Here is a 13,239-nt window from a genome sequence, read left to right as displayed (position 1 = left end):
TTTGAGCAACAGACCGTCACCCGAGGAAATCGACCATGGCCCTGATCAGCCGCGAAGTCTGGTGGTTCGAACCGCCCAAGCCCGGGCAGACCGAAGCCGACCTGCGTTGGGGTTTCCTGGAAATCCATAGCGATGGGCCGCCGCGTTTCGTCGATGAGCGCCCCACCGACCGGCAGATGGCCGAGCGCAAGAGTTGCCGGCATTTTCCCAAGACCGGCGAGGGTGATTAGCCCTCCGCCAACACCCGATAGCCAACACGCGGCGCCGCTCGCAGTTGCTGTTCCAGCAACCCCGCCAGCGATTCCCCGGCGCTCAGGTAGGCGTCGCCAAAATCATTGCTGCCCAAGGCACTGGGATGCGCCACCACTTCCAGCAAGCCGTGGCGCGGCGCGAGGCCGTCGCGCAGGTCGACCGGCGTGCAGACGTAATCGGCGGTCGACCCGGCCAAATGGCGCAAGCGGCGGTTGAGCAAGGTCTTGAACACGCGCTTGGCCGGGCCGATGTTGCGCCCCAGGTTGCGCGCCAGCCTGACCGGCACGCCCTCGCGGGCGGCGAAGCGGGCGACGATCTCGCCGATCGGCCAGATGTTGTGGACGTGCTGGTGCGAATCCAGGTGGCTGGGCAGCAGGCCCAGGTTCAGGCAGTGCTGCCATTGCGCGAGCAGTTCCTGTTCCACCGCCTGCCGGGCGCGGCGCCCGAGCCAGAGGCTGTTGCGCGACAGCCTGAAAGCGAACTCGCCGGCGGCGTTGCAGAACAGTGGCTGCTCACGGATGGCGTCACTCAGCGGTCGGCCATGGCTGAGATTGAAATGCAGGCCGATGTGCCCGCGCAGCGCCGGCAGCCGGGCCAGTGCACAGGCGCCGCGAAACGCCGGCATGTTGGCCATGGCCGTCGCCGAGCTGATCAGCCCGGCATTGAAGGCCCGCAAAATCACCGCATTGACGTGTTCGCTGAGGCCGAAATCATCGGCGTTGACTATGACCTGGAAGGACATTCCGTAGCTCCTGTAGCGGGACGGCGTGGGGATGGCAGGTGTTCGCTGGGGTGTTTTTGCGGCGGCGGGCTCGTTTTGCTTGAGCGTAGCCACGGCCGGCAGTGGCGCCACAGGCGCAGCGCCAGGCCCAGGCCGATGCCCGACACGCGCCAGCTATAGAAACTGTGGCGCAGGTGCTCGACCTGGCCGCTCATGCGTTCGTGCAGTTGGTGGCTGGAGTTTTCCAGGCTGACCCGCGAGGCGTCGATCCACTGCCAGCCGTCGTCCAGGCCCCAGTCGATCCACGCCTGCAACAACACCCGGCCGCTGCCCAGTTCCGCGTAGTGCGGCAGAAAGGCCAGGTTGTAGTCGTACAGCCGGCCCTGTTCCAGCAGGCCGAGGCGGTAGCTGATGCACTGGCCGTCCAGCTCCAGCACCACCAGGCGCAGGCGACCTTCGCCGGCCAGGGCGGTGAGGGCCTGGGTCATCCAGGCGCGGGAGGCTGGGGTGCTGAAGATGCCGACGCCGTCGTCGCCTTTCCAACTGGCGTCTTCCACGGCGGCGATGCGGCCGAGCCAGTCGCCCGCATTGTCTGCATCCAGCACTACCCGCCGGACCTGCGCGCCACAGGCGGCGATCCGCTTGCGCGCGCGGCGCAGCTTGTAGCGCGGATCGCCGCTGACTTCCTGGCGGTCGGCGGCGCTGAGCTGGTGCACCGGCACCGAGCAGGAGCGGCGCCGTTCATGGGTCGAACTGCGCCAGCCCCAGTGCAACAACCAGGGTTCGCCCTGGGTGACTTCGCTCAGTTGCAGCAGGGCGTGGGGCAGGTGCCGGCGGATCTCGCGCAGCACCTGGGGCGCGTCGCGCTCGGGCAGGTCGATAAGCAGGCCGATGCGGTCGCTCAGCGGATAGCCCAGGTGGCGCACCACGCTGAACGTCAGCGGACCGACCCGCCAGGGCATGCGCACCAGCGGCAGGCACAGGCACAGGTGGTCGCGGTCGAAGCCGAGCAGCACCTGCAAGGTGTGCCCCGGCTCCAGCGCCGCCGCGGCCGCCCGCAACCAGCCGAGGCTGTTGAATGGCGTGGCCTGCGGCAGGCGCTGGCGCAGGTGTTCGTAGGCCTGCGCCGGGAAGGCGGGCGCGTCCAGCGAGTCGAGCCAGCGCAGGCGCAGGCCCATCTCAGGCCACCCCTACGGACGGCGCCACTGCCGGCGGCTTGCGCAACGCGGCCAGGCGCGAACCCGCGTAGCGGCTCTGGCGAAAGAACTTCCAGCGCCCGAACAGGCAATAGACGTGGGTGACCCGGCCCTGCTCGGCGTAGCCCATGCGCAGGTGCAGCTTCAGCGCCGGGATATTGTGGCTTTCGCAAACGTCCACGACCTTGTCGCAGCCCTGTTTGAGCATGGCTTTCCACAGGTTCAGTTGCAGGTCCACCGACAGTGTGGTGCCCCAGTAGGCGCGGGTCAGTTCACCGCCGAACTCGAAGAACTCACCGGCGTTCACCGGGAACCAGCAGCCGTAGTAGTGGTGGTCGTGGTAGTCCCGCGGGCACCCCCAGATGAAGGCCACCACATGACCTTCGGGGTCGCGATGGACGATCCCGGTATGACCTTCGGCGAGCAGCTCGCGCATGGTTTCCAGGCGGTCGCCGAAGTAGCGCGCGAAGGCATGGATATTTTGCAGGGTGATCTTTTCGGCCTGGGTCGGGCTGCTGGGCTTGAGGTTGTGGGGCGGCACCGGGCTGACCAGGTCGCGCTCCATCCAGAGCAGTTCCCAGTGGTAGAACATATAGCGGTGCAAGGCGGTTTTCAGGGTCGAGCGCAGTCCTTTGTGCCTGAGGTGCGTTTGAAGCTGGTTCAGTACACGCATGATTGCCTCCAGGGGCGGGCAAGGCGGGTGGATCAGCGCGCGCGGATCACGACGCGCTCCAGCTCAGGGCAAACAGTGTTTGTCCTGGCAGATCGAACCCGAGCCGGCCATCGCGACAGACCAGATTGGCCTTGCGTGGCTGGTGATCGGGCCCGAAAAGGGTCAACAGTGGATTGGCCGGGCAGCGCGCGGCAGCGGTGGCGAAACGCACCCGCTGGGTGCGCTCGCCCTTGTTCACGCCGAGCACGCTGCGGGCGGGGCCGCGGGCCATGGCCAGGGCATCGACCTCGAAGGCGTCGTTGTCCAGGCGCAGCACCTCGTCCAGCCAGTGCTGCTGGATGAACTGCTGGGCCAGGCCGACCGGCTTGAGCACGAAACGCTGCGGGTCGAGCACTTGCAGCATGCCCTTGGGGTACTCGGGTTCGTCGGCGGCCTGAAACCAGTTGAGCATGTCCAGCAGGCCGTCGGCGCTGGCGTTGATCGCCACCGAGGCCCACCACAGCGCGGCGTAATGGCCGTTTTGCTCGTAGAGGCTCAGGGTCGAACCGGGCGACAGGTTGGTCTGGTCCAGCAGCAGCGCCTTGCGCGGCCGGCCACGCTCATCGAGGCCCACCAGCGCGGCGGCCTGGCGCACGTTGTCGCGGTAGACGCGGGTCGCCAGCAGGTCGCGGACCATCCATTCGTGCCAGGCCAGCGCATCGATACGCGGGCCGAATTCCTCCAGCAGACGCCGCGCCCAATCCAGCCCGCGACGCTCGGCGCTGTGCTCGGCCAACGCGCCGTTGACCAGCCGCGAGCTGGCCGGCATGGCGATGCGCACCCCGGCTTCGCGGGCGCCGGCGTAGTCTTCGACCTGTTGCAGGCGTTGCTGGAAGAACGCGCGGAAATCCTCGAAGCGGGAGTAATTCAGGTTCGGCTCGTCGGCAAACGCCAGGTAGTGCCGGCCCGCGCCACCCAGCGCGACACTGGCCGCCAGCCAGGCTTGCAGGCCCTGGCGGCTGGTGGCGTCGTCGCTCAGGTCGGCGCGGCGGCCGGTGGCGGCCAGCAGGGTGATGTCGTCCTGAATGGCGAAGCGCTCGCGGTACAGGCGGCGGAAGGCGGTCTCGTAGTCCGGCTGCCGGGCCAGCACGTCGACGAAACTGTAGAAACCCGCCGCCCGTGGTCTCAGGGCATCGAGTATCGGGTGGCTGGCTTCGGGCGGCAGCAGGTAGGGCAGGTTCAGCCCGAGTTTTGCCGTCGGGCCCAGGCGCTGCTGGCCAAGGCGCAGGTTCACCGTGCCGGGTTGTTCATCGAGCGGGCCAAGGTCGGCGACGCGGCCGGCGAACAGGTTGGCCGTGCCGTCCAGCCAGAACGCCGCCTTGCCGCGGCCTTGCAGTTCCAGGCGCCAGATTTGCGGTTTCGGGCTGACCGGCAGGGTGACTTCTTCGTATTGCCAGTAGGCCGGTTGCGCCACCAGGTTCAGGCTCAGCGCCTGGTCGTCGTCCAGGCGCACGGCGCGCAAGCCGCTGACGCCGCCGTGGTACTTGCCGGCGAGAATCGCCTGCTCGCCGGCGGCCACGCGGAAGTACAACTGCGTCCCGGCCTCCACTTGCAGGCTCACATGCACCCGCGCCGGGGCGAACTGGGCGCGGGTGCTGTCGCTGAACGCGGGCCGGTAGCGGCGGAAACTGTAGCCGGGAATCTCCAGCCGATAGCTGCCGTGGCCGACCGCCAACGGCCATTGCTGCTCACCGCGGGCCTCGGTGGCGGCAATATCGCGGCGCGCGGTCAGGCGGCCCTGGCCGTCGAGAAGAAACACCTGCTCAGGATTGGCATCGGCCTGCCAGGCGCCGACCCAGTCGAGGCGCAACTGATCGGCGCGGGCCGGGGTCAGGTACAGGCTGCCGTCGCGGATATCCGGCCAGCGCAGTTCGGCAGCGCCGGCCGCGCCGCTGAACAGCATCAGGCCGATAAGCAGGCGCACGGCGTTCATCCGGCCACCCGACCGGGCAACATGCGCCACAGCGGCAGCAGGTCGCCGGGCAGGATAAACAGCGTGCGCCAACAGGCCACGCCGCTGAGCCGGCAATACAGCACCAGCATCGCCAGGGTCACGGCGAGGTAGGCGATGGACGACGCCATCGCCGCGCCGACGATGCCCCAGCGCGGGATCAGCAGTACGTTGAGCAGCAGGTTCAGCGCGGCCCCGGCGCCCATCATCAGCGACACGCTGCCGGGGCGGTTCTTGCCCAGCAGGTCGAGGCGCAGGATGCTCGCGTAGCACAGGCCGAAAAGCCCCGGCAGCAAGCCGAGCAGCGCCGGGTAGGCCGGTTGGTACTCGGCGCCGAACAGGGTGACGATCAGCCATTCGCCCACCAGCGCCATGCTCAGGCAGGCGCCGAGCATCACCGTGGCAGTCAGGCGCAGGGCCAGCGGGGTCAGTTTGTCGATGCCGGCGTCCTGTTGCAGCAGGCGCTTCATCAGCGGCGTGGTCACCGCTTCCGGGACGATCAGCAGCAGTTCGGCGGCGGCGCTGGCCATGGCGTAGTGACCGAGGGCGGCGCTGCCGAGCAGGGCGCTGATAAACAGATAATCCGAGCGCAGGATCACCTGCTGGAACAGCAGGTCCGGGTGGCTCTTGGCGCTGTAGGCGAGCAGTTCACGCTGGCCGGCGCGGTCCCAGCACAGCCGCAACGGATGACTGCGCCGCAGCCAGACCAGCCCCAGCAGCACCACCAGGCCCAGCCCCAGCAGCCAACTGGCCAGCGCCGCCGACAGCGCCGCTTCAGGCCACAGCGCATAGAAGACGAGGAACAGCAGCAGCGGCGCCAATGATTCGCTCAGGCGCAGGGCGTTGAAGGCGCCGACGCCACCGGTGGCGTTGTGCAGCGTCAGCAGGCCGCTCTTCAGCACGCTCAGCGGCACCGCCAGCAACAGCAGCCAGGCCAGCAGGCCGAGTTGCTGGCTGACGGCCAGTTCGATGCCGAAGCCGCGCAGCGCGGCGAGGCAGATCAGGGTCAGCAAGGCGGCCAGCAGGCAACCGTAAACCAGCACCTGGGTCAGCAGCAGGCCGACGTTGCGCTGCTGCGCCGCCTGATAACCGATGGCGCTGTTGAGGCCGCCGCTGGTGGCCGCGGCGATCAGGTCCGGCAGGCTGCTGAGCAGGGCGAACAGGCCGCGTTCGCTGGGGCCGAGCAGCCGCGCCAGCAGCACATTACGCAGCAGGCGCAGGGCGATCATCGCCAGCCGCGTGCCCATGCTCAGCAGCAAGTGGCGCACATAGGCGGGACGGCTCATCAGTGACCTCCACGGCTGATGCGCCAGGCCAGCAGCGACGGCCGGCTGGCGTTGCGCTGGCTGACGCCGATGCGCGGCAGGGCCAGCGGATCGTCGCTGTCCTGGCACAGCCCGGCGCGGGTGCTCAGTGCCCACGGATAACGGTGCGCCGCCAGGCGCTGGCGCACGCGCAAGTCGTGGTCGCCGTTGGGGTAGCAGTACACCGGCAGCGGGTTGCGGCAGCCGTTGAGCAGGGCGCGGTGACTGCGCAGCAGTTCTTCTTCCAGGCGGCGGTCGTCGAGGCCGGGCAACAGCGCGTGACTGGCGCCATGGGGGCCGAAGCTGATCAGGCCGGAGTCTTCCAGTTGCCGCACCTGTTGCCAGTCGAGGGCCTGGGGCAGCGATTCCGGCGGGCAAGCGTCGGTGAGCAGGTGCAGGGCCTGCGGCGCCAGGGTTTTCAGGCTTTGCAGGTAGCGCGCCAGGGCCAGGCTGCGGGCACGAGGCGCTTCGTTCATGAAGTAGGCGGCGGGCAGTGGCCGGCCGACCCGCCGCAGTTGCTCGATCAGCAGGTGCCGCGGCGCTTCGCCGTGGCTGCCCCAGAGCGTCTCGCCGAGGCTTTCCCACCAGAAGCGCTGGCGGCTGCCGATGTAGTCGGTGGAAAGAAAGATGCTCGCCGGCACCTGGTATTTCGCCAGCAGCGGAAAGGCGTGCAGGGCGTTGTCGCGCCAGCCGTCGTCGAAGGTCAAGGCCACCCGTGGCCGATTGCCGCCGTGGCCTTGCAACAGGTCCAGCAGCGGCAGGCAATCGAAGTGCTGGCGCAGCCAGCGCAGCAGCCGTTCGAACGCCAGCGGGCCGACGCACAATTCGTTGCGGTGCGGCAGTTCGGCGGCGCGATCATCGGCCAGCACCCGGTGCAGCATCAGGATCAGCCCGGCGCCGTGCAACTGCCGGCGACCTACCGGGGAGTTCAGGTAGATCCAGCCGCTGGCACGCTTGATGGTGGTCTTGATCGGCATGGTCGATCCCTCAGCGGTTCTGGTCGGGGTTCCATTGCTGATAACTGTGCCCGCGCAGGAACTGCCACAGGCCGACACTCATGCCGGCCAGCGTCACCAACACGTACGCGGCCAGGCGAAACGGTTTCGGCAAGCGGTGCCCGGCATCGAGCAGGCCGACCAGCGCCACGGCGTAGCCGAGCAGTTGCATGCTGCAGGTCCAGCGGTAGAACGCGCCGTCGTCCAGCAGCCAGAGGTTGCTCAGCAGCAGCGGCAGCAACAGCACCGGGGCCAGCCGGCGCAGCAGCTTGTGGCTGATCAGGGCGATGGCGTACAGGCCGTGGCGCAGCGGGTTGAGCAGTGACCGCCGCGCGGCCAGGCTTTGCAGGCCGCCGACGGTGACCCGCTGGCGCCGGCGAAACTGTTTGCCGGCCTCGTCCACGCCGTAATCCAGCACCACCGCCTCGGGCACATAGACCAGTCGCTGGCCCGCCGCCGGGGCGCAGGTGCTGATAAAAAAGTCGTCGTTGACCTGCGGCGGAATCGCCTGGAACAGCTCCCGCCGAAGGGCGAGCAAGGCGCCGTCGGCGGAAACCATGCAGCCGGTGCGGTTCTCGACCCGGCGCACCCAGGCCTCGAAGTGCCGGTAGAGGCTGTCGCCCAGGCTCAGGCCCTTGCCCGGCCGGGGGATGATCATCTGCCCGGCGCTCCCGCCGACCCCCGGAGTTGCCAGCGGCAGCAGCAAGTGGCGCAGGGTGTCGTCGGCCCACTGGTTGTCGGCGTCGGTGAACACCAGCACCTCGTCCTGGCACAGGCTGACTGCGCGGTTCAACGCCGCGGCCTTGCCCAGGCGCGGCAGGTCCAGCACCTGGATGCGTGGGTCGCTGACCGCCCGGGCGCAGGCCACGGTGCGGTCGTTGGAGCCGTCGCTGGCGAGGACGATCTGCAAGGCCGCGGCCGCGTAGTCCTGGTTCAGCACGCTGCGCAGTTTCTGTTCGATATGCCGTTGTTCGTTGTGCGCGGCAATCACCACGCTGACCGACAGCGGCACGTGCGGGCCCGGTTCACGGCGCGCGCAGAACGGCGCGGCGAGACTCAACAGCAGCGGATAGCCGAGCCAGGCATAGAGTGGCAACAGCAGGCACAGCCAGAAGATGAACTCAGCCACGGGCTGGCCTCCTTGCGGTGAAGTTGAATAGGCTCAGGACGAACGCCATGCCGGCCAGGTGCAGCCGGATAAAGTGCAGCCCCCAGAGTTGCAGGATCAGCGTCGGCTCGCGGTGCTTCAGGCTCTGCCGCAGGCTCAGGGCCAGGGCCGGCAGGCTGGCGGCGAGCACCAGCAGCAGGGTCAGGTGCGGGAAACCGTCGAGCAGCGCCGACAGGGCCATGGCATCAAGCACCCAGGCGCCCATGGACAGCGCCGGAAAGCGCAGCAGGCGCAGGCTCGCGCCGTTGCTGCGGAGCAATTGCAGGTGACTGCTCTGGCGCCACATTTCCTTGCCCAGCCATTCTTTCCAGGTGCATTCGTAACCCCAATGCAGGACCACCGGTTCGCGCAGCACCAGCAGGCGTGCGCCGGCCTCGCTCAGGCGCAGGGTGAAATCCTTGTCCTCGCCGCTGCGCAGGCTTTCGTTGAAGCCGCCAACGGTGTCGAACCAGTGCCGAGGCATCAGCAGGTTGGGGCTGGGCAGCCATTGCTGGCGGTGCATCAACTCACCGGCGCGCAACGTGCGCCGCTGCCAGGCGCTGGCGAACCACGGTGCCTGGTGCGGGGTGTCGCAATCCAGCGCGAAGACATCGCCCAGCCCCTGGGCATGGGCGTCGAGCAGGCGCCGGAGCCAGTTGTCCGGGACTTCGATATCGGCGTCGAGAAACGCCAGCCAGTCCCCCGCGCAGGCGGCCGCGCCACGGTTGCGCAGGGCGCCGATGCTCAGGCCCGGCAGGCTCAGCACCCGCGCACCGAGGGCGCGGGCGATCTGTGGGCTATCGTCGCTGGAGCCGTTGTCGACCACGATCAGCTCGCAGTCGATCCCGGCTTCGCTCGCCGCGCGCTGGGCGGCGGCGAGGGTCCGGCCGATGTGCCGGGCCTCGTTGAACATCGGGATGACGATGGCGACCCGGTTCATGGCCGCGGCTCCAGCCGGCCAGCGGCTTGGGCCTGGCTGCGCAAGACCCAGGACAACCCCAGCATGATCCACAGGTATTTGTGGTTCGGCGCGCTGAGGAACATCAAAAACAGGCCCAGCGACAGCAGGCTCATGCACAGGTGGGTGAGCAGGTCGGCGCGGGCCACGTCATGTTGTTGCAGCCAGGCGGCGCGGGCGCTCCACAGGTTGCGCAGGGCCAGGGCGATCATGCCGACAAACAACACGCCGCCGGGAATGCCGACTTCGCTGAACAGCTCCAGGTAAGTGTTGTGCGCCCGCCGGTAGAGGTCGGTGACCTTGCGGTTGGCGGAAAACGCCTTGGCGTAGCCGGTGGTGGCGTAGTGCAGGGGAAAGGTGCCGGGGCCGGAACCGAGCAGCGGGTTTTCGCGGATCATCTTGCCGCCGACCACGATGTACGACGCACGGCGCCCCAGCGAGTCGTCCTCGTGGGCATTGACCCCGGACTTGAGCACGCTCAGTGACTGGATGCGCTCGATGTAGCTGGCCGGCATCACCGCCGCCGCAACCGGCAGCAGCAGGGCCAGGGCCAGCATCAGCACGCCGAGGTGGCGCGGGCGCAGGCGGGTGAGTTGCACCCGGTAGTGGTAGAGGCCGATACCGAGGCTGATCAGCAGCACCACCAGCCCGGAGCGCGATTCGGTCTTGGTCATGCCGGCCAGCAGCAGGCCGGTGCAGGCCAGCCACAGCAGCCGTTGGCGCAGGCTCGGGCTGTTGAGCAGCAGCCAGATCGCCAGCGGCACGGCGAAGGCGATCAGCAGGGCGAACACGTTGGGGTCGTCGAGCAGGCCGGAGGCGCGGCCCTGGTCCTGGTATTTGCTGGAGAACATCGCCATCACGCAGGTGGCGGCGACGCTGAGGCAGACCAGCCGGGCCAGCCAGGCGAGGTTCAGTTCGCGACCGATCAGCAGGGTCATGACGAACAGCAGCAGGCCGATCGACAGTTCGCGCAGGTGCTGGGCCGACATCAGCAGGCTTTCGCTGGCCCAGAAGCTCAACCCGTAACAGGCGAGGAAGGCGACCAGCAGCGGCCAGAGGTTGCTGCGCAGGCGCTCGCCTTTAAGTTGGCCGCTGGCCAGTTGCAGGCTCAGCACCAGGATCAGGCCGGCGCCGATCAGCTTGGCGGCGGACAAGTCGCTGTCCTTGAACAGGCCCTCGAAAGGCACCAGGGCGATGATCGCCAGCAGGCCCCAGGCCGGACGCCGGTACAGCAGGAGCAGGCCGCCCAGCGCGGCGACCGCGCCGGGCGCCAGGTACGGCCAGGGACTGACTAGCAGGATCAGGGCCAGCAGGCCGAACAGGCCGACCAGCGAAAGGGGCAGGATCATGCGCGGACCTCCGTTGCGGCGCCCAGGTAAACCTGGGCCCAGCGTTGCGCCAGGGTAGGCAGGTGGTAGCGTTCGCGTTGGGTGTGGCGAGCCTGGGCGGTGAGTTCACTGGCCTGGGCCGGGTCGTCGATCAGGGCGCTCAGTTGCGCGGCCAGCTCGTCCACGGCCAGCGGCGCGGCCAGCAGGCCGCTGCGCCCGTGTTCGATGACATCGGGAATGCCGCCGACGCCGAAGGCCACCACCGGCACGCCGTCCTGCATGGCTTCCAGCAGGATCATCGGCGTGCCCTCGGTGCGCGAGCTGATGACCAGCGCATCAAGGCGGCTCATCCACGGCCGCATGTCGTGCTGGAAGCCCGGCAGGCGAATCCGCTCCAGCAGCCCGGCGGCGCTGATGCGGGCTTGCAGGGCGGCACGTTCCGGACCGTCGCCGAGCATCACCGCGTTCACGTGCGGGTAGCGCCGGCACAGCGGAATCAGCGTGTCGAGAAACAGGTCCGGGCCTTTTTCACTGCTCAGGCGCCCGACATAACCGGCCAGCCACTCGCCCGCGCGGGCAACCCGCGGCGTCTGGCCGGATGCCTCCGGCAGGCCGTTGGGGATCACCCGGATCTTCTGCGTCGCGACCCCGGCACGGCGCAGGATGCGCGCGATGCTCTCGGCCACGCAGACCACCTGGCTGACCACGGCGGTGCGGCACAGTTGCAGGGTCAGCCAGGTGTAGAAACGCTGTTTGAGGTTGCGCGGGGTAAAGCCGTGCTGGGTCGCCACCAGCGGCAGGCGCCACAGGCACGCCGCCAGCCAGCCGAGCAGCAGGCCCTTGAAATTGTGCGCATTGAGCAGTGGCCGCTGGCCGTGCTGCTCGCGCAGGTACAGCAGCGGTTGCACCAGCCCCGCGCGGCACTGACAGTCCACCCCGGCGGCGCGAAAACGCGCCAGCAGTTCGGGCGGTGCATCGAGAAACAGCACCCGATGCTGACCGGGGGTGGCCAGGCAATGATCCAGCAGCATGCGCTCGGCGCCGTAGAATCCACCGCTGTTGAGCAGGTGGATGATCGGCTGGCGCGGGGCCGGGGCGTTCAATTGCGCACCCAGTGCCACAGCCGTGGCAGCGTCCATTGTTTGTGCGGGTTGGATTGCTCCGGGGTCTGGTCGTTGATCACCAGCAGCACGGGCAGGCCCAGTTCGTGGCCGATTTGCGCTGGATGCTTGAAGCGGTGGTCGAAGAACTCGCGGACATAAACCAGGGCAATCGCCAGCAGCAGGCCGGTGAGCAGGCCGAACGGGATGATCAGCATCGGCCGCGGGAAGGCTGCTTCGGTGGGCTGGTACGGCGCGCTGAGAATCCGCGCGTTGGACAGGTTGTCCAGTTGGCCCTGGCCGCGGCTTTCTTCGTAGCGCTGGGTGTAGGTGAAGAAGGCTTTGTGCAGGGCGTCGATCTCGGTGTCGAGCTGACGGGCCTTGCTCATGGTCTCCTGCAACTGGTGGATGCGCCCTTTGAACTCGCCGATACGCTGGGTTTTCTGGGCGATCACTTCCTGCACCACGGTCAGGTCTTTTTCCCGTTCGCGGATGCGGTTGTCCACCACCTTGAGGAACTGCTGGCGGCTGCGGGAGATTTGCTCGCGCTGCAACTGCATCGGTTCGCTGTTGGGCTGGAACACCGCCAGGTCGTTGCCGTAGCGCGACACCTGGGTGGTCATTTGCTCGCCCAGTTGTTTGATCTCGCGGTCTTCGAAGGCCACGTTGTCGACGGTGGTGGTGAAGGTGAACGGGAAGCTGTAGTCGTTCATCTTCGCGCTGTTGGCGGCGCTCAGCGCCGACTTCAGGTAGTCCAGCCAGCGCTGGCTTTGCAGCAGGCGGTCACGGTATTGGTTGAGCGCCTGTTCCTCGGTGTTGATGGCGTTCAGGCGGAAGGTGATTTCTTCCTTCGGATCGGACGAGCCGGCGGTTTCCAGCAGGCTGAGGCGTTTGCTTTCGAGGTCGTCGAGGCGGGCCTGGTATTGCAGTTTCTTCTGTTCATAGAAGGACTGCGGCAGCTCGTTGGATTGCAGGTCCTGGCGGTTTTTCAGGTAGTTGTCCAGCAACTGGCTGACGAACGCCGTGCCCTGGGCCGCGTCGCCGAAGCTGTAGGTCACCGAGATCACGTTGGAGCCGGGCAAGGTCTCGACCTTGAGGTTCTTGGTGGCCTGTTCGGTAAGGGCATCCAGCTCGGTGTCGCGGGCCGATTCGACCTTGTTGCCCAGCGCCGAGCGCAGCGGATCGAGCACATAGGCGCGCAGCGGATGGAACAGCAGTTTGTCCACCACGCCGGGCTCGACCTGATAGCGGCCTTCCTCACGCAACTGGCTGATGGTCTGGCGAATCAGCGTCGGCGAGCGAAGGATATTGCTCTCGGTTTCCATGTCCGCCAGCGACGGCGGGATGAACTTGTCGGTTTCCTGGGCGAGGGCGGTGTTGGTGTCGCTCTGCGACAGCTTTTTCGATTGCACGATGACTTCGGCGCCAATGTCGTAGCTCTGGCGCAACATCAGCGGCAGCAGCAGGGCGATCACCGCGAAGGCGAGGAAGATCCGTTTCACCCACTGCCGGTTGGCGTAGAAGATCCGGAAAAATTCGTGCAGGTAGTTCTCTTTGGGATTCATGAGCTGATTC

12 protein-coding genes are annotated in these 13,239 nt (G+C 67.7%); 1 reads left to right on the top strand and 11 read right to left on the bottom strand.

Annotated elements, in window-relative coordinates; translation table 11 throughout:
* Positions 1 to 35: 35 nt before the first annotated feature.
* Positions 36 to 230, top strand: coding sequence for a hypothetical protein (locus tag CKW37_RS00725; RefSeq protein WP_095153517.1), 195 nt, complete (start codon positions 36 to 38; stop codon positions 228 to 230).
* Here CKW37_RS00725 and CKW37_RS00720 read toward each other — a convergent pair.
* Genes CKW37_RS00720 through CKW37_RS00670 form a run of 11 tightly spaced genes read right to left on the bottom strand, consistent with a single transcriptional unit; the run spans position 227 to position 13,229 of the window.
* Positions 227 to 994, bottom strand: a complete 768-nt coding sequence (locus tag CKW37_RS00720) for a carbohydrate deacetylase (protein ID WP_095153830.1) — start codon at positions 992 to 994, stop codon at positions 227 to 229. The two genes, CKW37_RS00725 and CKW37_RS00720, sit on opposite strands and share 4 nt — an antisense overlap.
* Positions 976 to 2,151, bottom strand: coding sequence for a GNAT family N-acetyltransferase (locus CKW37_RS00715; RefSeq protein WP_143501849.1), 1,176 nt, complete (start codon positions 2,149 to 2,151; stop codon positions 976 to 978). Before CKW37_RS00715 ends, CKW37_RS00720 begins: the two co-directional genes overlap by 19 nt.
* A 1-nt stretch (position 2,152) precedes the next feature.
* Positions 2,153 to 2,842, bottom strand: coding sequence for an N-acetyltransferase (locus CKW37_RS00710; protein ID WP_095153516.1), 690 nt, complete (start codon positions 2,840 to 2,842; stop codon positions 2,153 to 2,155).
* A 46-nt stretch (positions 2,843 to 2,888) separates the two neighbouring features.
* Positions 2,889 to 4,814 carry a hypothetical protein gene (locus CKW37_RS00705; protein ID WP_095153515.1) on the bottom strand — a complete coding sequence of 642 codons (1,926 nt, stop codon included), beginning with the start codon at positions 4,812 to 4,814 and terminating at the stop codon, positions 2,889 to 2,891.
* Positions 4,811 to 6,118, bottom strand: coding sequence for a lipopolysaccharide biosynthesis protein (locus CKW37_RS00700; RefSeq protein WP_095153514.1), 1,308 nt, complete (start codon positions 6,116 to 6,118; stop codon positions 4,811 to 4,813). Before CKW37_RS00700 ends, CKW37_RS00705 begins: the two co-directional genes overlap by 4 nt.
* A complete protein-coding gene (locus CKW37_RS00695; RefSeq protein ID WP_095153513.1) occupies positions 6,118 to 7,113 on the bottom strand; it encodes a polysaccharide deacetylase family protein in 996 nt (331 codons plus the stop codon). Before CKW37_RS00695 ends, CKW37_RS00700 begins: the two co-directional genes overlap by 1 nt.
* A gap of 10 nt (positions 7,114 to 7,123) precedes the next feature.
* Positions 7,124 to 8,260, bottom strand: a complete 1,137-nt coding sequence (locus CKW37_RS00690; protein ID WP_095153512.1) for a glycosyltransferase — start codon at positions 8,258 to 8,260, stop codon at positions 7,124 to 7,126.
* Positions 8,253 to 9,218: a glycosyltransferase family 2 protein gene (locus CKW37_RS00685; RefSeq protein WP_095153511.1), complete on the bottom strand. Its 966-nt coding sequence runs from the start codon at positions 9,216 to 9,218 to the stop codon at positions 8,253 to 8,255. The genes CKW37_RS00690 and CKW37_RS00685 overlap by 8 nt, the downstream gene beginning before the upstream one ends.
* Positions 9,215 to 10,585, bottom strand: coding sequence for an O-antigen ligase (locus CKW37_RS00680; RefSeq protein WP_095153510.1), 1,371 nt, complete (start codon positions 10,583 to 10,585; stop codon positions 9,215 to 9,217). The genes CKW37_RS00685 and CKW37_RS00680 overlap by 4 nt, the downstream gene beginning before the upstream one ends.
* Entirely contained in the window at positions 10,582 to 11,703 is a 1,122-nt protein-coding gene (locus tag CKW37_RS00675; RefSeq protein ID WP_095153509.1) for a glycosyltransferase family 4 protein, read from the bottom strand. Before CKW37_RS00675 ends, CKW37_RS00680 begins: the two co-directional genes overlap by 4 nt.
* Entirely contained in the window at positions 11,664 to 13,229 is a 1,566-nt protein-coding gene (locus CKW37_RS00670; RefSeq protein WP_095153508.1) for a lipopolysaccharide biosynthesis protein, read from the bottom strand. Before CKW37_RS00670 ends, CKW37_RS00675 begins: the two co-directional genes overlap by 40 nt.
* Positions 13,230 to 13,239 lie beyond the last annotated feature (10 nt).

It is taken from the genome of Pseudomonas sp. Irchel 3E13 (assembly GCF_900187455.1).
Classification (GTDB): Bacteria; Pseudomonadota; Gammaproteobacteria; order Pseudomonadales; family Pseudomonadaceae; genus Aquipseudomonas.
Note: the sequence above shows the minus strand (reverse complement) of the source record. Positions and strands in the feature narration are given on the sequence as shown.